At 57.9% G+C, this 19,515-nt stretch carries 15 protein-coding genes; 8 read left to right on the top strand and 7 right to left on the bottom strand.

Annotated features, from left to right (window positions below; genetic code table 11):
* Positions 1 to 15 precede the first annotated feature (15 nt).
* Positions 16 to 1,905: a 1-deoxy-D-xylulose-5-phosphate synthase gene (locus tag AC0J4F_RS24060; protein ID WP_473025001.1), complete on the bottom strand. Its 1,890-nt coding sequence runs from the start codon at positions 1,903 to 1,905 to the stop codon at positions 16 to 18.
* A gap of 345 nt (positions 1,906 to 2,250) precedes the next feature.
* Between AC0J4F_RS24060 and AC0J4F_RS24055 the strand changes: the two genes are divergently transcribed.
* On the top strand, positions 2,251 to 2,697 hold the full coding sequence (locus AC0J4F_RS24055; RefSeq protein ID WP_209177038.1) for a TspO/MBR family protein: 447 nt from the start codon (positions 2,251 to 2,253) through the stop codon (positions 2,695 to 2,697).
* Here AC0J4F_RS24055 and AC0J4F_RS24050 read toward each other — a convergent pair.
* The 6 genes from AC0J4F_RS24050 to AC0J4F_RS24025 form a co-directional block, all read right to left on the bottom strand.
* The gene (locus AC0J4F_RS24050; RefSeq protein ID WP_306149491.1) at positions 2,694 to 2,963 is read right to left on the bottom strand and encodes a hypothetical protein; all 270 of its coding nucleotides are present in this window, start codon (positions 2,961 to 2,963) and stop codon (positions 2,694 to 2,696) included. The genes AC0J4F_RS24055 and AC0J4F_RS24050 overlap by 4 nt on opposite strands.
* Positions 2,960 to 4,165: a geranylgeranyl diphosphate reductase gene (locus AC0J4F_RS24045; RefSeq protein WP_473025000.1), complete on the bottom strand. Its 1,206-nt coding sequence runs from the start codon at positions 4,163 to 4,165 to the stop codon at positions 2,960 to 2,962. Before AC0J4F_RS24045 ends, AC0J4F_RS24050 begins: the two co-directional genes overlap by 4 nt.
* A 29-nt stretch (positions 4,166 to 4,194) precedes the next feature.
* Positions 4,195 to 5,565, bottom strand: coding sequence for a BCD family MFS transporter (locus AC0J4F_RS24040; RefSeq protein ID WP_209172890.1), 1,371 nt, complete (start codon positions 5,563 to 5,565; stop codon positions 4,195 to 4,197).
* 23 nt (positions 5,566 to 5,588) lie between these two features.
* Entirely contained in the window at positions 5,589 to 6,509 is a 921-nt protein-coding gene (gene chlG, locus AC0J4F_RS24035) for a chlorophyll synthase ChlG (RefSeq protein WP_306149488.1), read from the bottom strand.
* A 96-nt stretch (positions 6,510 to 6,605) separates the two neighbouring features.
* The gene (gene ppsR / locus AC0J4F_RS24030; protein WP_473024999.1) at positions 6,606 to 8,042 is read right to left on the bottom strand and encodes a transcriptional regulator PpsR; all 1,437 of its coding nucleotides are present in this window, start codon (positions 8,040 to 8,042) and stop codon (positions 6,606 to 6,608) included.
* Positions 8,039 to 9,019 (bottom strand): cobalamin-binding protein, encoded by a 981-nt coding sequence (locus AC0J4F_RS24025; protein ID WP_473024998.1) that lies wholly within the window; start codon positions 9,017 to 9,019, stop codon positions 8,039 to 8,041. The genes ppsR and AC0J4F_RS24025 overlap by 4 nt, the downstream gene beginning before the upstream one ends.
* A 218-nt stretch (positions 9,020 to 9,237) precedes the next feature.
* On the opposite strand from AC0J4F_RS24025, the gene bchF reads away from it, so the two are divergent.
* Genes bchF through AC0J4F_RS23990 form a run of 7 tightly spaced genes read left to right on the top strand, consistent with a single transcriptional unit; the run spans position 9,238 to position 19,493 of the window.
* On the top strand, positions 9,238 to 9,795 hold the full coding sequence (bchF, locus tag AC0J4F_RS24020; RefSeq protein WP_473024997.1) for a 2-vinyl bacteriochlorophyllide hydratase: 558 nt from the start codon (positions 9,238 to 9,240) through the stop codon (positions 9,793 to 9,795).
* Positions 9,792 to 11,096, top strand: a complete 1,305-nt coding sequence (locus tag AC0J4F_RS24015) for a ferredoxin:protochlorophyllide reductase (ATP-dependent) subunit N (protein ID WP_473024996.1) — start codon at positions 9,792 to 9,794, stop codon at positions 11,094 to 11,096. The genes bchF and AC0J4F_RS24015 overlap by 4 nt, the downstream gene beginning before the upstream one ends.
* Complete coding sequence (gene bchB / locus AC0J4F_RS24010; protein WP_133948013.1) at positions 11,087 to 12,649, top strand: ferredoxin:protochlorophyllide reductase (ATP-dependent) subunit B; 1,563 nt, start codon at positions 11,087 to 11,089, stop codon at positions 12,647 to 12,649. The genes AC0J4F_RS24015 and bchB overlap by 10 nt, the downstream gene beginning before the upstream one ends.
* The gene (locus tag AC0J4F_RS24005; protein ID WP_473024995.1) at positions 12,624 to 16,394 is read left to right on the top strand and encodes a magnesium chelatase subunit H; all 3,771 of its coding nucleotides are present in this window, start codon (positions 12,624 to 12,626) and stop codon (positions 16,392 to 16,394) included. The genes bchB and AC0J4F_RS24005 overlap by 26 nt, the downstream gene beginning before the upstream one ends.
* Positions 16,391 to 17,320: a ferredoxin:protochlorophyllide reductase (ATP-dependent) iron-sulfur ATP-binding protein gene (gene bchL, locus AC0J4F_RS24000; RefSeq protein WP_447234819.1), complete on the top strand. Its 930-nt coding sequence runs from the start codon at positions 16,391 to 16,393 to the stop codon at positions 17,318 to 17,320. The genes AC0J4F_RS24005 and bchL overlap by 4 nt, the downstream gene beginning before the upstream one ends.
* 17 nt (positions 17,321 to 17,337) lie before the next feature.
* Complete coding sequence (gene bchM, locus AC0J4F_RS23995; protein ID WP_133948007.1) at positions 17,338 to 18,057, top strand: magnesium protoporphyrin IX methyltransferase; 720 nt, start codon at positions 17,338 to 17,340, stop codon at positions 18,055 to 18,057.
* The gene (locus AC0J4F_RS23990; RefSeq protein WP_133949578.1) at positions 18,057 to 19,493 is read left to right on the top strand and encodes a BCD family MFS transporter; all 1,437 of its coding nucleotides are present in this window, start codon (positions 18,057 to 18,059) and stop codon (positions 19,491 to 19,493) included. Before bchM ends, AC0J4F_RS23990 begins: the two co-directional genes overlap by 1 nt.
* The last annotated feature ends 22 nt before the right edge of the window (positions 19,494 to 19,515 follow it).

Genomic DNA, 19,515 nt, shown 5'->3' with positions numbered 1-19,515 from the left:
AATAAGTGCCGGTCTTCAACGGTCCTCCGCATGGTGCGTCCACATGGGGCGATCTTGTATTCGGGTGGTCCCGCCTCCGAGTGTTGCCCGTGACCCGTGACCCATGCGTGACAGGGTTACACGCACGAGATCGGCGATCTGGCGGGCATTCAGCCCGGCTTCATTATACATTTCCCAAGGCGATGCCTGCGAAATGAACGTATCTGGCAGTGTCATCGTGCGCACGCCGCAGCGTCCATCCAGCAAGCCTTGATCTGCAAGATGATGCAAAACCAGGGCCCCAAAGCCGCCGGTCGCCCCTTCTTCGACTGTCACCAGCAGCTCATGGGTCTCAACAAGGTCCTCAATCAGCTCCGTATCGAGTGGTTTGGCAAAGCGGGCATCGGCGACCGTGACGGAGATGCCGAGTGCGGACAAAAGCGCTCGGGCTTCTAGGCATTGTTCCAACCGTCCACCGAAAGACAACAGCGCGGCTGTGTGCCCGATGTCGACGATCCGGCCCTTTCCAATCGGCAGAGCCACCGGTTGAACGGGAAGTGGTGCGCCGGTTCCTTCACCGCGCGGGTACCGGAAAGCAATGGGGCCAAGGTCGTGTTCGGTCGCTGTCTTGACCATGTTGACCAGTTCCGCTTCGTCAGCGGCGGCCATGACCGTGAAATTCGGCAAATTTGCCAGGAAACCGATATCAAAGGCTCCGGCGTGGGTCGCGCCGTCGGCGCCGACAAGACCTGCACGATCAATGGCAAAGCGAACGGGAAGGTTTTGCAGGGCGATGTCATGGACGACCTGATCATAGCCGCGCTGCAGGAAGGTGGAATAAATCGCGCAGAACGGCCGCATGCCGCTGGCGGCAAGCCCTCCGGCAAAGGTAACTGCATGTTGCTCAGCGATCCCGACATCGAAACTGCGATCCGGAAATTGTTTTCCGAACAGGTCAACACCAGTTCCCTCCGCCATGGCAGCAGTGATGGCGATAACACGATCATCCTTCCGGGCTTCCTCAATCAAAGCGTTGGCAAAGACCTTGGTGTAGCTCGGCGCCTTTGGAACCGACTTGGACTGTTTTCCGGACGGAACGTCAAATTTCGAAACACCATGATATTTGTCGCTTGCCGCTTCTGCATGGACATACCCGGCACCCTTGCGGGTGATAGCATGCAAGACGACAGGCCCTGTGCCGTCATCTTTCAACTGGCGCAATGTCTCCAAGAGAGTTGGAACATCATGCCCGTCGACGGGACCATGGTAGGCAAATCCCATATTCTCAAAGAAGCTGCGTTCCCGCTGGACTGTATCGGATTGGGCGAGGGTGTTGAGATGATCCGATAATGCGCCTGTCGGCGGGGAAATCGACATGTTGTTGTCGTTCAGGATGACGATGATGCGGCTGTTGAGGTGGCCGGCGTTGTTGAACCCCTCATAGGCCATACCGGCTGTCATCGCACCGTCGCCAATGACACAGACAACATGACCGTCGTTGCCTTCAAGATCCCGGGCAACGGCAAATCCAAGCCCGGCAGAGATCGATGTGGAAGAGTGGGCAGCCCCGAATGGATCGTACGGACTTTCGCTGCGTTTCGTGAAACCGGAAAGACCGTCCTTTTTTCGCAATGTCCGCATTCTATTACGCCGGCCGGTCAGGACTTTGTGCGGGTAACATTGGTGGCTTACGTCCCAGATCAGGGTGTCGTCCGGCGTGTCGAACACGGCGTGGATGGCGACAGTGAGTTCGACGACGCCAAGACCAGATCCCAGATGGCCGCCGGTTTCTGACACGATATCAATAACATCTGTCCGAAGTTCATCAGCAAGTTGGGCGAGTTCGCCATCACTGAGGCTTTTCAGGTCTCCTGGCGTGTGGATGGTATCCAGCAATGGGGTTGCGGATGTCCTGTTGGAGCTCATTGCGTTTCCTCCACCGCATGGTTCCGTCTTTCTGGTGGTGCCAAGCTGTGACCAGCTTCACGTACGACCAGTAGACACTGATGTCGTTAGGGTATTCTCGGGGATCTTGATAGATGTGTAAACTTTTTTTTACACATAAAGCTCGGAAATATGTCGTCAAAGTTGACAGTTTATGCGGGGCGCGGCACGTTTTTGGGCTATCTTGAGCGAAGCGGTGGTGGGCTTGTTTTCCTGCCAGGTGCCCTTTAATCCAGTGTGACTGTTCGCAAATGCTCCGCAGTTCTTCATTGCGGAACCAGCGTTTCTATCTATTGCAGGGTCTAATCCCCCGGAACGGAGCCTTTGATGGCCATTGCAGTTTTTATTGGTGTCGTTTTTCTGGCTGCGGCTAGCGGTGCTGTGTTCAAACCAGGGCCGTGGTACGAGGAGCTGCGCAAGCCAAGCTGGACACCGCCAAACTGGGCTTTCCCTGTGGTCTGGACACTTCTTTACATCATGATCGCTTATGCTGGCTGGAGTGTCTGGTCCAAGGTTGGTTGGTCGTTGCCGATCGTATTCTGGGCCTTGCAGATCGTGCTCAATGCGGCTTGGTCCTGGTTGTTCTTCGGATTGCGGCGCATGGATCTGGCGCTTGTTGATGTCGGTCTTCTCTGGCTGGCAATTGCAGGGTTTATTGTTACTGCGTGGCCTGTTTCACCGATCGCAGCGCTGCTTTTCGTGCCTTATCTTGCCTGGGTGACAACTGCCGGATTGCTCAACCGTGCAGTCCAGCAGCTGAACCCGGGAGTCTAAACTCGTAATCGCGTGATCAGGTCCCATATATGGGCGATCAGTGCGAGGCTTAGAAACGACAGCACAAGAAACAGGGCATCGCCGCGCAGGGCAAATCCGAGCGCGGCCATCAGGCAGCTTCCGGCAAGGACATTGGCGAGCAACAACTTGAATCGCTCGCCAGGTGCGTTCGAAAACCTGCAAAGAACTGCGAACTCTATCCAAAGAAACAGAACTGCGCCGAACGGCAGCCATCCGGACTGCAGCCACGTCAAAAGAAGGTTCATTTCTGGCTGGCCGGCAGGCCTGCAAGTTGTGCCAGATCCTTGAAGAACACACGGATATGGCCGAGCGGATCGCGGCGAACCAGGCCCTTGTTGAGATAAGATTCCCAGGTCAGGCGCTGGACGTCCGGGTCGGCGCACATCGTCACAAACCGCTCTCGCAAACCATCACTGCGGTACCAGACCGCCTGCATGATGCCAAGAATGAAAAAGATACGGCCATGTTCCGCCATGAACCGGCGCCGGGCTTGGCGCAAAGCGGATGCTTGGCCGGTCGCAAGGCACTCAGCAACGGCATCGGCACTCAGGTTGCCACACAGCATAGCGTAATAGATGCCTTCGCCAGATGATGGGGCAACGGTGCCTGCGGCATCGCCGGCAAGAAGGACATTCTTCCCGTTGTCCCACCGACGCATTGGTTTAAGGGGCAGCGGAGCCCCTTCACGCCGGATCGTCCGTTGTCCGGTCAATCCTGCACGGTCGCGCAAGTCCGACGTGGCATCCCTGAGGTTATGACCCTTGACTGCGGAGCCGCAGCCGACGGACGTTTGTCCCCCATGCGGGAAGACCCAGCCATAGAAGTCCGGAGAAATCCGGCCATCATAGACAACATCGCAGCGGTCTCGCTGGAAGGCGTCTGGGTCCGGAGCCTCCGGGCTTTCCACGATCTCGTGATAGGCAAAAACGTAAGGCGGCTTCTTCTTCGCGGGGAACATCAACCGCCTGACAGCGGAATTGGCACCATCTGCACCAATTACCATGCGTGCATTGAGGTGTTCCGTTGTTCCAGGATTCTCTGGATCGGTCCCGTCCACTTTCAGGTCCAGGCTTCCATTCGACGCTGTGTCCATGCCAGCCAGCTTGCCTGTGACAAATCGGGCACCCGCCTGTTCAGCCCGGGCGCGTAGGTATGGATCAAAGGTTTCCCGGTCGACCATGCCGACAAATCCAATATCGCCAATGCGCATTTCTACCGCATTCCCCGACGGGGCAATGACACGCGCCGCATTGGCCCGGGCCACCAGCAAGTCTTCAGAGATCTCAAAGTCTTTCAGGGCGCGGGACGGGATCGCCCCGCCACAGGGTTTGATCTTGTTATCCGGGTCGACCAGAACAACAGAATGACCGGATCGCGCCAAGCGCTCCGCAGCGATCGCACCACAAGGACCGCCTCCAATGACAGCAACATCAAAATTCGATTTCATTGCAGGCTCCCTGGTGTGAGGTTTTGCGGCTATTCGGCGGGCACTGCCGATGGTTCCCGGTGTACGGGCAAACGAGGTTTGGCAACTTGACCGCCGCCGATCCGCAACGCGATGGCCGCAGACATGAGGAACAAGACGGCCTCCATTGAAAAGACGATTGCAAAGGCGGTGCTGTCCTGGGCCGTCGCCCATCGCCCGAGGGTCAAAGCGATCGTTCCGGCCAATCCTCCAAGGCCGAAGGAGATGGCCTGAGCTGCGCCCCAAACGCCCATCCGCATGCCTTCGTTGGCTTTTTTTCCGGCGCCAGCGAGGATCATCATGGTGCCAATGGCCGCAACGGCGAACGCGCCATTCATGAAACCGAGGACGAAGATGTTGGCCTCAAGCGGCCAGGCCGGCGCAAAAGATGCCGAGACCGCGAGACAGGCGAGCGCCACGCCCGAACCGACACAGCCGGTGACGATGAACATCTTCATCAGGCCGGGCTTGCGTTTTGAAAACAGCCATCCGGCGATCCCGACAAGTGCCATGCCTGCAAAGATACCGCCGTGTTGCGTTCCGGACAGCTTTGTTGTCTCGCCCGGAGACATGCCGAACAACAAGCCGGCAAACGGTTCCAGGATCAGGTCTTGTGTGGAATAGGCCAGCATCGACAGGAAGATGAACACGGTCAAAAGGCGCGCTTCCGGATCGCTCCAGACTTCACGGACACTTTCGCGGAAACTGCCCGGTTTCTCGCGGCCCGTCTCGCCCACCATGGTCGGTTTGCGTTCAATTCCGGCAACTGCGATGGCTGAAAGAACCAGAACCACAACACCGGTGAGGGCGGTGACTGTAACAAGTCGGAGATGCGAATAAGGTTCAAGGTTGATGCCGGTGACAATTGAAGTCACCACGATGCCTGCAATCATCAGCATCCATGTGATCGTGGCTGCAGATGCCCGGCGTTCCGGTGCCGTTTTGGTCGCAATCAACGTGAGTAGGGATGTGCCGCTTGCCCCGATGCCGACCCCGATAAGCGCGTAGGCGAGAACCGCCGCTGCCAAGCCAGCTGCAAAGCTGATCTCGAAAAGAAACGTTGTTGCAGCGGCCGCTGTCCCACTTACGGCGAGAAGCGCCAAGCCACCCAAGATCCACTGGGTCCGCGAGTTCCCGATATCCGACCGGTGTCCCCACAAGGGTCTGGAGATCTGCACGCCGTAGTGGAGCCCGACGAGCAAGCCAGGAATGACGGCTGCCAGGGCGAGCTCGACAATCATGACCCTGTTCAGTGTAGAGTTGGTGAGAACCACGATGGCGCCCAGTGATGCCTGTACCAGCCCAAGACGCAAAATCGAGACCCAGCTCAGCCCTTTGACAGCTGTAGAGTTTTGCTGATTGGCGTCTCCCCGACCGAACATGGGGATCTCCCTTTTAAAAAAGCCTATGAGATGGCGGGCACCAGAGTGCGCAGGCCAAATGCTGTGATCATCATTCCTGTGACGTAGAGCCCGACACCGATGGCCGAGTACCAGACCGCAAATCGCACGGGATTGCGGGCAAAGCGAACCATGCACACCATCTGCAGCAGCAGAACAATAAGGATCGCCAGCGCATAGACCGGCAGTCCGAGCATCCAGAGTGTCAGGACAACGCCCGCCTGAGCCACGGTCATGACGGCACAGGCGATGAGGGCTGCGGATCGTTCCCCATGCAGAACGGGAAGGGTCCGGATGCCCATTTCTTTGTCGCCTGCAATCGCCTTGAAATCGTTCAGCGTCAGGATGCCATGAGCACCAAGGCCGTAGAGCAAGGCCACGATCCAGATTGGTGTTTCCGGCACAAGGCCGGTCATGGCGGTTGCTGCTGTCAGCCAAGGCAGAGTTTCGTAACTGAAGCCGACAACGCCATTGCCCAGCCAGCCGTTTTGCTTGAAGCGGAATGGCGGCGCACTGTAGGCCCAGGCAAAGGCAAGACCGAGAAGCGCAGCTGCAAAGATGAACGAGCCCATCAGCCCGGCGACAACAAGCGAGAGCGCCGACATGATGATAGAGATATAAAGACCCCAGTGTCCCGGCATCCGGCCGGACGGGATCACCCTGTCCGGTTCGTTGATCGCATCAACATGTCTGTCGAACCAGTCGTTCACCGCCTGGCTGGTGCCGCACAAAAGCGGGCCGGCCAACAGGACGCCGAGCACGATGAACCCCAACCGCCCATCCATCCCGTGACCTGTGGAGATCGCACCGCACGCATAGGCCCACATCGGCGGAAACCAGGTGATCGGCTTGAGTAAAGCGACGATCGCGCCGGGCATGGGCCAGTTGGCCTGTGGTGTTTGGCGGGTGAGTTCCATGCCAAACATGCTAGGCGCCGCCCCAAAAAGTGTCAATTAAAATTGACACATTGCGCGGCGATAAAATGTGACTGTAAATGAGAGTTGACGGTTACTGCGAAGGCTTCAACTGCCGGGACGATAGTTTTCAAGGCCGTGCCGGCGCAGTTTGATGTAGAGGCTTTGACGAGAGAGGCCCAGGATCTCGGCCGCGCTGGCGCGGTTGTTGTTGGTCTGGTCAAGGGCGGCTTCAATACAGATCCGCTCAACAACGTCCAGTGACTCGCGGATCAGCTCCTTCAAGGGCACTTTGCCAACGAGGCTCGCAAATCCCTCGGCCTGATCTGGTGTCGCGGGTGGCGGCAAGGTCATTTTGCCGGCGCTGGCCGCTTGAGGAATAACCAGCAGCTGTGTGGTGTCGGTCTCTTTGTTGTAATGGGCGGAGAGACTGACATCCTGACCCTCGCCGAGCGTATCGGTCAGAACAGAAGAGAACCCGCTGAGCGTCTTTTCGTCCCGGACGCGGGTGAAGAGAACACTCAATTCGACGGTGGATTTGCCGAGCCAATTAGACACATTTCGTCCGACCACTTGATTGAGGGTTGGTGCATGAACACGGTCAAGAAACAGGGTATTCGCCGATAAAACCGTGCCTTCGCCATCAATTGTCAACGCGGCTTCGGGCAGAAGTTCCAGATCAACGCGGGCGCCATTGAAATGATCGCTGGAGCGTTTTGCATCACCCCTGTCCGCTTCCTGGGAGTTCTCCAGGGTAATGACCAGATTTGTGGTGCCGTGTTCCCGGTAGGCGCGCAGCTTTGCGTCGAACGTACTTCCTGCGCTGCTGTGAAGGTTGGCAAGCTGGACCGGTTCACCGCTATGGCGGGCTTCGCCAATCGCATCTGCAAGACGTTCCCGGTCCTCTTTCTTAAAGAGATCCCGCATCGCCTTTCCTGTTAGATTGCCGGAAGCGCCGGTCAAAAGAGATACAGCTGCCGTATTGGCTTCCAGAATCGTTCTTTTTTCACCGTCCAGTACGACATGGGCTGTTTCGGACATCTTGAAGACGGTCCGGTACCGCGCTTCAGCCTGCCGGAGTTCGCGGTAGTCGGCCTCCATCGCGATCTGCGCTTCCACCAAACGCTGCTGGTCCAGCATCTGCTGCCGCATTTCGTGTCCGACAACAATGGTGAAGGGAAAGTCGTCAGTCCTGCTGGCCGTGTAGGCGACGGGAAGATCGGGAAGGCCACTGGCGCTGTGGTTGACCTGATAGCCCCGGGCTGGCCGTTTTTTAGCCGGAGCAAGAAGAGCGTCAATTTTCGGAACGGATTCCACGGTCACGCAGTCCCGCAAGGGCTTGCCGACAACCGCCGACAAACCATACGCATCCAGATCGGAGTTGCGGTAATGGAGGCGGTTTACGACACCTTTTTCATCGACCAATGCGACGATATCGGCACCCAATCCGATCAAGGCTGTTAAGGCGTCTGCGCCCAGCAAATCAAGCAAATCAGTCCCAACCCCGATATCTTGCAGCGCGCCATGTGTCGAGGGAGAGGTCATTGGGAATGCCGATCGATGCTGCTTTTTCTTCTTTTTGCATCGCGGCCTTCCTGCGCGGCAAAGTGATTGATTTTTTCCAAATTGTAGAAACTCTCAGCGATTTTTACCGCTGAAAGCGCGCTATCGCAAATACAATCGACGCCCATTTCCACAAGGGGGTCGATAAAGTCAAGGGTAGCTGCACCGCCTGCAATTATGGGTAGTGTTTTGTGGCTGGAATACAATTTGATGTCGTTAATCAGTTGGATTGCGTTGCTTTTAAGGTAAGTGGTGCTCCACGCAATGCAGACAACATCAGCTTGAGTCACCACTTTGGCGAACTCAAATTCACTCAGTGATTCGTGCTGAACAACCTGTTGTTGCCATCCAAGTGCCTGAAAAAGGGCGCCGGTGAGGTAGGACATCAGGCTGTGTTGTTCATCAACGGGCAGAAAGATGACGGCGAACGGGGCCTTCGATCCAGAACGGTCCCGCGCAGCTTCAGTCGTGAGAGCTTGAGCAATGGCTTGCAGCCGGGCTGATGCGATCGTGACATCGATGAAGCTGGCCGCATCGCAGCTCCAGTTCTTGCCCAGTTCGCGCGCAACCGCTTCTAAAAGCATGACTTTCATCGCGGTGGGCGGAAGTGCTGCAGGGTTGCCATTTGATTTGAACCTGGAGCGGACCTCCTCGTCCAGAAAGGCAAGATGATCCTGTATGCGGGCATCTGGTGCCAGGATACGTTCGTACATTTCTGCGATAACAGATTTGTAGCGGATGTCGGTTTCAAGACCTGCATCCAGCAGGCCAGATAATTGCTCTGCGGCCATTGCTGCTACTGGTCCTTGGATGAGGTTGCGGAGCGTCGCTTGTTCGCCGCTGTTAAGCCGGGGTCTCTTTACCATATTTGCCTGATCAGAAACAAAAATATTGCCGTCGGCAGGCTCTGTCCGGCGGGCGTCCGCGGTTTCAACGGGCAATTCTGTTGTGCCGTTCATCCTCACTTCGCGGTCGGCCTCCCTGGCCTTACGGAAAGGGGTCATGCTCCGGCGTGCGCAATTGTTGCTTTTGTTTGCACCTTGAGCCTGCTTAGCATGACTCTCACGTGACGTGATGTAAACAAAAATATACGTCAATCAAAGTTGACACTTTTGCAGTTGCGGCGTTACCCTCACTCATCTGCTGAACCCAATGTCGGGTTCGGGGGGAGGGTTGAATGTCCGTGAGTGGAAACAGGAATTCGATAAAGCCCGGTTTTCTTTACACCGAGGAAGAAAGACGCCGCCGTGATGAAACCGTTTGGACACTGGTCCAAGGCGTTCTGGCACCCGTTCAGTTTGTCGTCTTTCTGATCAGCCTTGCTCTTATCGTTGTTTTTTTGATCTCAGGCGAGATGCAGGGCGCAGCCGAGCTCTCCGTCGTGATCAAGACGCTTACGCTCTATGCGATCATGATCACAGGATCGATCTGGGAGAGAGAGGTGTTCGGGTGTTACTTGTTCGCCCGGCCGTTCTTCTGGGAAGACGTCTTTTCCATGTTGGTTCTGGCCTTGCACACGGCCTATCTCGCCGCTCTTTTCACCGAGGCTCTGACTGCCAATCAGCTGATGGCTTTGGCCTTGGCAGCCTATGCAACATATGTGGTCAATGCCGGACAATTCGTCTGGAAACTGCGGCTCGCCCGGCTGGATCAGACAGCCCGCAAGACTGGTCTTGAAAATGGCGTCCGGTCCGCCGGCGTTAGCGACTTGCAGATCGCGGGAGGTTTTCAATGAACCAGGCGTTTTCTGCAGGATGCGGGACTGGGCCGACAATCCGGGAGCGGGGCCAGCATGAAGTCTTTTGCGGCCTGACCTCCATCATCTGGCTGCACCGGAAGGTCCAGGATGCCTTCTTTCTGATCGTTGGATCCCGCACTTGTGCACATCTGATGCAATCGGCGGCTGGGGTCATGATCTTCTCAGAGCCGCGCTTTGCGACCGCGATCATGGAAGAGCGGGATCTTGCCGGCATGGCGGACATGCATGACGAGCTCGATGGCGTGGTCGACAAGCTGCTCGCGCGTCGGCCGGACATCAAAATGCTGGTCCTGGTCGGGTCTTGCCCGTCTGAAGTCATCAAGTTCGATTTGTCCAAGGCTGCTGAGCGGTTGAACCGGGTTCACGCGCCCAAACACCGCGTGCTCTGTTATTCGGGCAGTGGGATCGAGACGACTTTCACCCAGGGCGAGGACAATTTTCTCACAGCGCTTGTCAATGAAGCCCCTGCCTCAGGTCCGCAAAACGAAACCAAACTGATTGTCGCCGGGTGTCTCCCCGATGTTGTCGAGGATCAGTTCGCGCGCCTGTTTGAAGAGCTTGGCATTAAGGGTGTTCAATTCCTGCCCGGCCGTTCGAGCGCTGCAATTCCGTCAATCGGCCCGGGAACCCGGTTCATTCTGGCCCAACCCTATCTGGGGGCGACAGCAGCAGCTCTGGAATCGCGCGGCGCTGAACGCATTAATTCCATCTTCCCGCTTGGTGAAGAGGGGACAACGGCCTGGTTAAAGGCGATCGCCGACACTTTTGGTGTACCGGAGGACCGGTTCGAAGCAGCGACAGCCGCGCCGCGCAAACGCGCCAAAGCCGCGCTTCAATCCTATTTGCCTTGGCTTGAAGGACGCAGGATGTTCTTCTTCCCAGATTCTCAGCTCGAGCCTTCGCTGGCGCGTTTCCTCCACAGCGAAACGGGAGCGGAGATCATCGAGGTCGGAAGCCCCTATCTTCACCGGGAACATGCAGCAGGCGAACTGGCTTTGCTCCCGCCGGGCACCGCGATTTCGGAAGGTCAGGATGTTGATCTTCAGATCGACCGGGCTCGCTCGGCCGATCCCGATTTGATTGTCTGCGGTATGGGGCTTGCCAATCCGTTCGAGGCGGAAGGCCGTCTGACCAAGTGGTCGATCGAATTCGCCTTCACACCGATCCAGGGCTACGAGCAGGCAGGCGATCTTGCTGAACTCTTCGTGCGCCCGCTGCGGCGCCAGTCCGTTTTGAAATCCGGTCTCGGATTTGAGGAGGGCGCGCCATGCAGCTGAGCATGTGGACCTACGAAGGACCGCCTCATGTGGGCGCCATGCGGGTCGCCGCCTCGATGAAGGATGTACATTACGTTCTGCACGCGCCTCAGGGCGATACCTATGCCGATCTCCTGTTCACGATGATCGAGCGGCGGGACAGCCGGCCACCTGTAACCTACACAACGTTTCAGGCGCGCGATCTCGGCGCGTCAACCGCCGACATTTTCAAGACGGCCTGTCACGATGCGGTCGATCGGTTCAAGCCGCGTGCCTTGTTGGTTGGGGCATCGTGTACCGCGGAACTCCTTCAGGACGATCCAGGCGGCCTTGCAAAGACACTTGATCTTGATATCCCGGTTGTGCCGCTTGAACTGCCGTCTTACCAGAAGAAAGAAACCTGGGGCGCGGCGGAAACCTTCTACCAGCTGGTTCGGGCGTGCGCGTCCAATCGGCAGCGGCCTGAGACCATTCCTGCCAACACCTGCAACATTTTGGGCCCGACATCCCTGGGGTTCCGGAACCGGGACGATGTCCGTGAGATCAAAGCGTTGCTGGAAGAAAACGGTCTGAATGTCAGTGTGATCGCTCCGCTTGGCGCAAATCCGGAAGATCTGGCCAGGTTGCCGGAGGCTGCCTTCAACATCGTGCTTTACCCGGAAATCGCCGATACCGCAGCCCGCTGGCTAAAAAAGGCGTACGGCATGCCGTACATGTCTACGGTGCCGATCGGCGTGTCTGAAACCCGCAGGTTTGTCACCGAGGCACGGGCTTTAGCCGGTCTTGAGCCGGTCCCGTCACCGTCAGAAAACAAGGACCGTCTCACCTGGTACTCCCGGTCTATCGATAGCACTTACCTGACCGGCAAACGGGTGTTCATCTTTGGCGATGCGACTCATGCAATTGCCGCAGCCCGAATTGCCGCGAACGAACTTGGCTTCGAAGTCTGCGGTCTTGGAACCTACATGCGCGAGTTTGCGCGCGATGTGCGGGCTGCAGCCAAGGAGTACGGCGTTGAGCCGCTGATCACCGATGATCATTTGGTCGTTGAAGATGCCATCATAGAAGCACGCCCGGAGTTGGTGCTCGGCACCCAGATGGAACGCCACATTGCCAAGCGGCTGCGTGTTCCCTGTGCTGTCATTTCATCGCCGGTCCATGTCCAGGATTTCCCGGCGCGGTATTCGCCGCAGATGGGCTTTGAGGGTGCCAATGTCATCTTCGACAGCTGGGTTCACCCGCTGATGATGGGGCTGGAAGAGCATTTGCTGTCCATGTTCCGCGACGACTTTGAATTCAATGACGGGGCGACTGCCTCGCATCTGCATGCCCACAGTCCGGCGGCAGCCTCAAACCAGCAGACAGCACCGGCAGGTACTTCAGCGGAAGACCAGATCACCTTGCCAGCGAGCGCAACGCTCTGGACTGACGAAGCTGAGAAGGAACTCAAGAAAGTCCCGTTTTTTGTGCGCGGCAAAGCACGGCGCAACACCGAAAGCTTTGCCGCTGACAATGGCATTCACCCGATAACCGTGGAGACGTTATACGATGCGAAAGCGCACTTCGCCCGATAACGACCTCCCGATCCGGGTGGTCTTTGTTACGCTCGACAATCATGTCGCAGCGGCCGTCGATGATGCACGCAAGGCTTTGCAAACAGAGATGCCGGGTCTGACCTTCACGGTGCATGCGGCAACCGACTGGGCGGACAATCCGGACAAGCTGGCCCGCTGCCGTGACGCCATACGGGCAGGCGACATCATCGTTGTTTCGATGATCTTCGTCGAAGAGCACGTCAAGGCGATCGCAGACGTTCTGGAAGAACGGCACCTTGAGTGTGACGCCATGGTCTGCTGCATGTCTGCCGGCACGATCATGAAGTATACGGCCATGGGCCGCTTCCGCATGAGCGGTGAGCAAAAAGGGCCGCTGGCGCTTTTGAAGAAACTGCGCGGCAGCAGCTCCAACAGTGGCAAGGAGAGCGGCAAAACGGCCGGCGAGCGCCAGATGGCAATGCTCCGCCGGTTGCCCAAGCTTCTGAAATACATCCCGGGCACCGCCCAGGATGTCCGCAACTATTTCCTGACCCTGCAGTACCGGATCGCTGCGTCGGACGAGAACATCGCGAACATGGTTCGCCTGTTGGTCGGCAAATATGCCGCCGGCGAACGGAAATCGTTGCGCTCCGCAGTCGCGGCAAAGCCGCCAAGTGACTACCCGGATATGGGGCTCTACCACCCGCGCACCGAGCCGCGAATTTCGACCCAAAAGAGCGATCTTGCAGCTGTCAAAGGGGCGAACGGCACGGTCGGGCTCCTGCTTCTGCGGACGTACATTCTGTCCGGTGACACCGGTCATTATGACGGGGTCATCTCGGCGCTAGAGGCGCGCGGGCTGAATGTCGTTCCGGTGTTCTGTTCCGGCCTCGATATGCGGTCCGCGATCGAAACCTACATGACGGACGCCAATGGCATGCCAACGGTCGACGCGCTGTGTTCGCTGACCGGCTTCTCGCTTGTCGGTGGCCCGGCCTATAGCGATGCAGCTGCGGCCGCGGAAACCCTTCAAAAGCTTGACGTTCCTTATCTGTCGGCCTGCGTGACCGAATTCCAGAGCCGCGAGGGATGGCAGGCTTCAACGCAAGGGCTTACGCCGATTGAAACCACCTTGATGGTTGCTATCCCCGAGCTGGATGGTGCCGTCGGATCCATGGTGATCGGTGGCCGCAGTGGATCGGAAGCCAACGGCAAGAGCTGTATTTGCGCCCGCCAGCTTGGAACCTGCCCGTCCGGCCGGTCTTGCATGCGGCCGGATGATGAACGTGTCGGTCTGCTCGCGGGCCGGATCGCGGCAATGACAAAGCTGCGGCAGACCCCACGGTCAGACCGCAAGATCGCAGCTACCTTGTTCAATTACCCGCCCAACGGCGGCAACATCGGAACAGCAGCCTTCCTCTCCGTTTTTGAAAGCCTTCTGGAAACGATGAAGCGCTTGAAAGCGGAAGGATATGACATCGACGTGCCTGCCGATGTTGAGACGCTTCAGGACATGATCCTCAAGGGCAACTCGGACCGATTTGGCACCGAGGCCAACGTCCATGCGACAGTTTCTGCGGATGATCACGTCCGCCAGGAAAAGTTCCTGAGCGAGATCGAAACCCAATGGGGACCGGCACCAGGGCGCATTTTGAGCAACGGCCGTGGGATCCACATTCTCGGACGTCAGTTCGGCAATTTGCTGATCGCTCTCCAGCCGTCCTTCGGCTACGAGGGCGATCCGATGCGGCTCTTGTTTGAAGGCGGGTTTGCTCCGAACCATGCTTTTGCCGCGTATTACACGTACCTTCGTGAAACATTTGCCGCTGATGCCGTTCTGCATTTTGGAACGCATGGTGCGCTGGAATTCATGCCCGGCAAACACACCGGGCTGTCCGGCTCCTGCTGGCCGGATCGATTGCTGGGCGCCTTGCCGAACTTCTATTTCTACGCGGCCAACAATCCGTCCGAAGGCTCGATCGCCAAACGCCGGTCTGCCGCAACGCTTGTGTCCTACCTGACCCCATCAATCACGGAAGCTGGTCTCTACAAGGGCCTGAACAGCCTGAAAGCCAGCCTTGACCAGTATCGCTCCATGGCGCCTGAGGCCAGAGGTGAGCGCGAACGTCTTTTGGCCGTGATCCGCGTTCAAGCAGACGAGCTCGATCTCACGGGCAAAACGGCGGAGTTGTCTGAAGACCAATTTATCCAGCATCTCGTCGCGGCCATCACCGAAACCGAATACGCGCTGATCCCCCACGGCCTGCACATTGCGGGACGCGGTATGGATACGTCCGAGCGCTCAGAAATGCTCGCGAAGATGGCTCTGAGTGTCGAGACAGACTCAGGCTTTATCGCCGACCCGGAGCTATGCCACGTCATTGCCACTCGGGATCGCGATGCCCTGGCTGCGGCAACCGACACCCTCGACGAAGAGGCGAAGTCTGTTGTTCAAAAACTCGTCCAGATCGATCAGGACTTATCAGACAATCGAGAACTTGACGGCCTGGTACAGGCGCTGGATGCGCGCTTCGTACCGCCAGCCCCATCGGGCGATCTGTTGCGCACACCGGACCTCCTGCCAACTGGCCGGAACATTCACGGCTTTGATCCGTTTGGTATCCCAAGCAAGTTCGCGCTTGAAGATGGCGCCCGCCAGGCGGCTCTCATTCTAGAACGGTATTTGGAGACCGATGGCAAACTGCCAGAGACCGTTGCAATCGTTTTGTGGGGCACAGACAATCTGAAAACCGGCGGTGCGCCGCTGGCGCAAGCCATGGCGCTTATGGGCGCGCGGCCGAGGCTGGACTTCTACAACCGCGTCTGCGGCGCTGAACTGATCCCGCTTGAAGAGCTAAACCGGCCACGCATTGATGCCGTGATGACCCTGTCCGGTATTTTCCGTGATCTCTTGCCGATCCAGGCGAGCATGCTCGCTGAAGCAAGTTATCTGGCGGCCACGGCGGATGAGCCGGTTGAGCAGAATTTCATACGCAAACATGCACTTGCCTATTGTGAGGCCCATGGCTGCAATCTGGAAGAGGCGGCTTATCGCGTCTTTTCCAATGCGGACGGCACCTACGGGTCGAACGTCAATATGTTGATTGCTTCATCGGCCTGGACCGATGACGAGGAAATCGCAGAGACCTACACGAACCGGAAGAGCTTTGCGATCAGCCGCAAGGGCAAGACCAGCCGCCAGACCGAACTTCTCGATTCTGTTCTGGCGGACGTCGACATGGCCTATCAAAACCTTGAATCGGTCGAAATCGGCGTCACAACGATCGAGCATTATTTCGACACGCTTGGCGGGCTTTCAAAAGCCGTCTCAAAGGCCAAGGGCGGCGCGGAACTCCCCGTTTACATTTCCGATCAGACCCAAGGTGAAGGCAAGGTTCGCTCCATCGACGAGCAGGTTGCTTTGGAGACCCGGACCCGGACCCTCAATCCGAAATGGTATGAGGGCATGCTCCAGCACGGCTATGAGGGTGTGCGGCACATCGAAGCCAATGTCACAAACACCTTTGGCTGGTCGGCAACAACCGGCGGCGTTGAGCCCTGGGTCTATCAGAAAATCACGGAAACCTACGTGCTCGACGAGGCGATGCGCCGGCGGCTCGCCGATCTCAATCCGGCCTCCGCGGCACGGGTCGCGGCAAGGCTCATGGAAGCGCACGAACGCAACTACTGGCAACCGGACGAAGAAACGCTCGAGGCTCTGCGCCGGGCGGGTGAAGAACTGGAAGACCGGCTGGAAGGCCTGGCAACGGAGGCAGCCGAATGAACATCTACACCCATCCGAAGACAGCCGCACAAGAGGCGAAAACCGCTCAGAAACTTCGGGAGCGCGCGGATGGCGACGGCAGTGTCCAGGTTCATCTTGATCCGACGATGGAAATCGACGGGGCCAAGGTTTTTGCGATCTACGGCAAGGGCGGCATTGGCAAGTCAACCACCTCTTCCAACCTGTCCGTTGCTTTCTCCAAGATCGGCAAGCGGGTTTTGCAGATCGGCTGCGATCCGAAACACGACAGCACCTTTACGCTGACAAAAAGCCTGATCCCGACCGTGATCGACATCCTGGAGCAAGTTGATTTCCACACCGAGGAATTGCGTCCGGAAGACTACATGGTCGAGGGCTTCAATGGGGTTCAGTGCATCGAGGCCGGCGGGCCGCCAGCTGGCACCGGCTGCGGCGGGTATGTGGTCGGTCAGACCGTCAAGCTCTTGAAGGAACATCACCTTCTGGATGACACTGATGTGGTGATCTTTGATGTTCTTGGGGACGTCGTTTGCGGCGGTTTTGCCTCTCCACTTCAACACGCCGAAAGGGCGGTTGTTGTCGCGGCCAACGACTTTGATTCCATCTTCGCGATGAACCGGATCGTCGCCGCAATCAAGGCAAAGGCGAAAAACTATGAGGTGCGCCTCGGCGGTGTTATCGCCAACCGGTCGCGCGAGACGGACCAGATCGACCGGTACAATGAGAGCGTTGGTCTGAAGCGCCTCGCCCACGTGCCGGACTCCGATCATGTTCGCTTGAGCCGCCTCAAAAAAAGCACGCTCTTTGAAATGGGCGACAGTCCTGAAATCGCAGCCATCCAGAACGAGTACCTCCAGCTCGCCGAGCAACTTTGGGCGGGGACAGAGGCCCTTCAGGCTGAACCCATGAAAGACCGGGAAATCTTTGAATTTCTCGGCTTTGAATAAGAAGGTTTGAACCGGATATGACACGGGCCAGCTACACACAGCGGATCGGCGAGATCGAACATTACTTCGATCGCACGGCGCTTGATGCCTGGAAAAAGCTGACCGGCGATCAGCCGGTAAGCGGGATCCGGGCAACCGTGCGTCAGGGCCGTGAAGACATGCGGTCAACTCTGGCCAACTGGCTTCCGCAGGATCTTACCGGCTGGCGCATTCTCGACGCCGGCTGCGGTTCTGGCGTGTTGTCCATGGAACTGGTTGCGCGGGGGGCGGACGTCGTTGGCATCGATCTGTCGGCGCAGATGGTTTCCTTTGCCCGCCAGCGTGCCGCCGAGCAAATGAGCCGCCTTAACGGTCACCCGCATGGAACTGTAACGTTCAAAAGCGGGGATATGCTGGATCCGCATTTGGGACAGTTCGATGCGGTCGTTGCGATGGACGTCCTCATTCATTACGCCCCCGAGGACGCCAAGAAGGTTCTGGAACAGTTTGCCGAGCGCACCAGCAAAAGCCTTTTGTTCACGCTTGCTCCGAGCTCGCACCTCCTGAAAGCCATGCTGATGATCGGCAAGGCATTCCCGCGGGCCGACAGGGCCCCGGCCATCTATCCGGCCAACCCGGAGCGTCTCGTTGACCAGCTCGTGCATCAACCGCACATGGGCGGTTGGACGAGTGGCCGAACGCACCGGATTTCAGTCGGTTTTTACACCTCCCAGGCCATGGAGGTGATCCGGCCATGATGTTGAAGTCCGCATCAGACAGGATGATCGGGTTCTGGCAGACCGCCGGGGGCCACTTCATGCCGTTTGCGGACGCGGCAACAAAAGACGTGCCGCTGTCACGTCTTCTTCGCCTCGCACTGTTCCAGGTGTCTGCGGGCTGTGTGCTTGTTCTCCTAACCGGAACGCTCAACCGGGTTCTGATCGTCGAGCTCGGGGTATCCGTTGCATTGGTGTCTGCTGTGGTGGCAATCCCGGTTCTGGCAGCGCCGTTGAGGCTTTTCTTCGGTTATCGTTCAGATACCTACAAGTCGGTGCTCGGCTGGCGGCGTGTTCCCTATCTCTGGTTTGGAACGATCTTGCAGTTCGGCGGGCTGGCCTTCATGCCCTTCGCGCTCTTGCTGCTTGAATCGCAGAGCGTTGGACCGGCGTGGGCCGGAACTGTGCTCGCAGGTCTTGCCTTTCTCTTTGCCGGCTTCGGCCTGCACATGTCGCAAACGGCGGGTCTTGCACTCGCAACCGATCTGGTTCCCCAAGACAAGCGGCCCCGTGTTGTCGCGTTGCTTTATGTGATGCTGCTGGCGGGAATGATCGCTGCATCGATCTTTTACAGCATCTTCCTGGCCGATTTTACGCCGAAGCGGCTCATCCAGGTGATCCAGAGCACAGCACTTTTAACCTTGGCGCTCAACGTGATTTCCGCCTGGAAGCAGGAAGCCCGCAACCCGGCCCGAACGTCCCATGACAGGAAAGTTGCCGGGTTCTTTGAGGCTTTGGCCGACTATCGGCGGGAGCCGGGCACCGTTCGCCTGTTGATTGCTGTCGCGATCGGGTCTGCTGCGTTTTCCATGCAGGACATCCTGCTGGAGCCTTATGGTGGCGAAATACTTGGCATGACGGTCGGGCAAACCACGCTGCTGACGGCGCTTTGGGCTGCAGGCACGATGGCAGGTTTTGCCTGGGCAGCACACAGCCTTAATCGCGGCGCCCACATGTACAGGGTCGCCGCCCGCGGCCTCTTGATTGGTATTGCAGCCTTCTCCGCGGTCGTTTTTGCATCGCCGCTCGAGACCGACATGCTGTTTTACGCCGGCGCGGCCGGTGTCGGGCTTGGCGGTGGTCTCTTTGCAGTCTGCACAATGCTGGCGGCCATGAGCATTTCGAAACGCGCTGACAGCGGGATCCTTGTTGGTGCCTGGGGAGCGGTCCAGGCGACCGCCATCGGCGTCAGCCTGTTGCTCGGCGGTCTGATCAAGAACGGCGTCAACATCCTAGCGTTGGATGGGCTGCTCGGAACTGCAATGAACAACGAGGCCGCCGGGTATCTGGCTGTCTATCACATTGAAATCGCGCTTCTTTTCATCTGTCTCGCCGTTCTTGGTCCCTTGGCAGGGCACCAATACCGGCAAGAGCGCGGAGACGACATGCGCTTTGGCCTTGCCGAAATACCCGGGTGATCCCGGATCGGCACCAGTTTTA

This window comes from Roseibium sp. R5 (assembly GCF_055755305.1).
This window is presented reverse-complemented; position numbering and strand designations above follow the sequence as displayed.

Bases quoted from the DNA above. Each gene is read 5' to 3' on its own strand.
- AC0J4F_RS24005 (WP_473024995.1), top strand. From the start codon at position 12,624: ATGCGAAAGCGCACTTCGCCCGATAACGACCTCCCGATCCGGGTGGTC.
- bchM (WP_133948007.1), top strand. From the start codon at position 17,338: ATGACACGGGCCAGCTACACACAGCGGATCGGCGAGATCGAACATTAC.
- AC0J4F_RS23990 (WP_133949578.1), top strand. From the start codon at position 18,057: ATGTTGAAGTCCGCATCAGACAGGATGATCGGGTTCTGGCAGACCGCC.
- AC0J4F_RS24040 (WP_209172890.1), bottom strand. From the start codon at position 5,565: ATGTTCGGTCGGGGAGACGCCAATCAGCAAAACTCTACAGCTGTCAAA.
- AC0J4F_RS24050 (WP_306149491.1), bottom strand. From the start codon at position 2,963: ATGAACCTTCTTTTGACGTGGCTGCAGTCCGGATGGCTGCCGTTCGGC.
- AC0J4F_RS24045 (WP_473025000.1), bottom strand. From the start codon at position 4,165: ATGAAATCGAATTTTGATGTTGCTGTCATTGGAGGCGGTCCTTGTGGT.
- bchF (WP_473024997.1), top strand. From the start codon at position 9,238: ATGTCCGTGAGTGGAAACAGGAATTCGATAAAGCCCGGTTTTCTTTAC.
- bchB (WP_133948013.1), top strand. From the start codon at position 11,087: ATGCAGCTGAGCATGTGGACCTACGAAGGACCGCCTCATGTGGGCGCC.
- AC0J4F_RS24055 (WP_209177038.1), top strand. From the start codon at position 2,251: ATGGCCATTGCAGTTTTTATTGGTGTCGTTTTTCTGGCTGCGGCTAGC.
- AC0J4F_RS24060 (WP_473025001.1), bottom strand. From the start codon at position 1,905: ATGAGCTCCAACAGGACATCCGCAACCCCATTGCTGGATACCATCCAC.
- chlG (WP_306149488.1), bottom strand. From the start codon at position 6,509: ATGTTTGGCATGGAACTCACCCGCCAAACACCACAGGCCAACTGGCCC.
- ppsR (WP_473024999.1), bottom strand. From the start codon at position 8,042: ATGACCTCTCCCTCGACACATGGCGCGCTGCAAGATATCGGGGTTGGG.
- bchL (WP_447234819.1), top strand. From the start codon at position 16,391: ATGAACATCTACACCCATCCGAAGACAGCCGCACAAGAGGCGAAAACC.
- AC0J4F_RS24025 (WP_473024998.1), bottom strand. From the start codon at position 9,019: ATGAACGGCACAACAGAATTGCCCGTTGAAACCGCGGACGCCCGCCGG.
- AC0J4F_RS24015 (WP_473024996.1), top strand. From the start codon at position 9,792: ATGAACCAGGCGTTTTCTGCAGGATGCGGGACTGGGCCGACAATCCGG.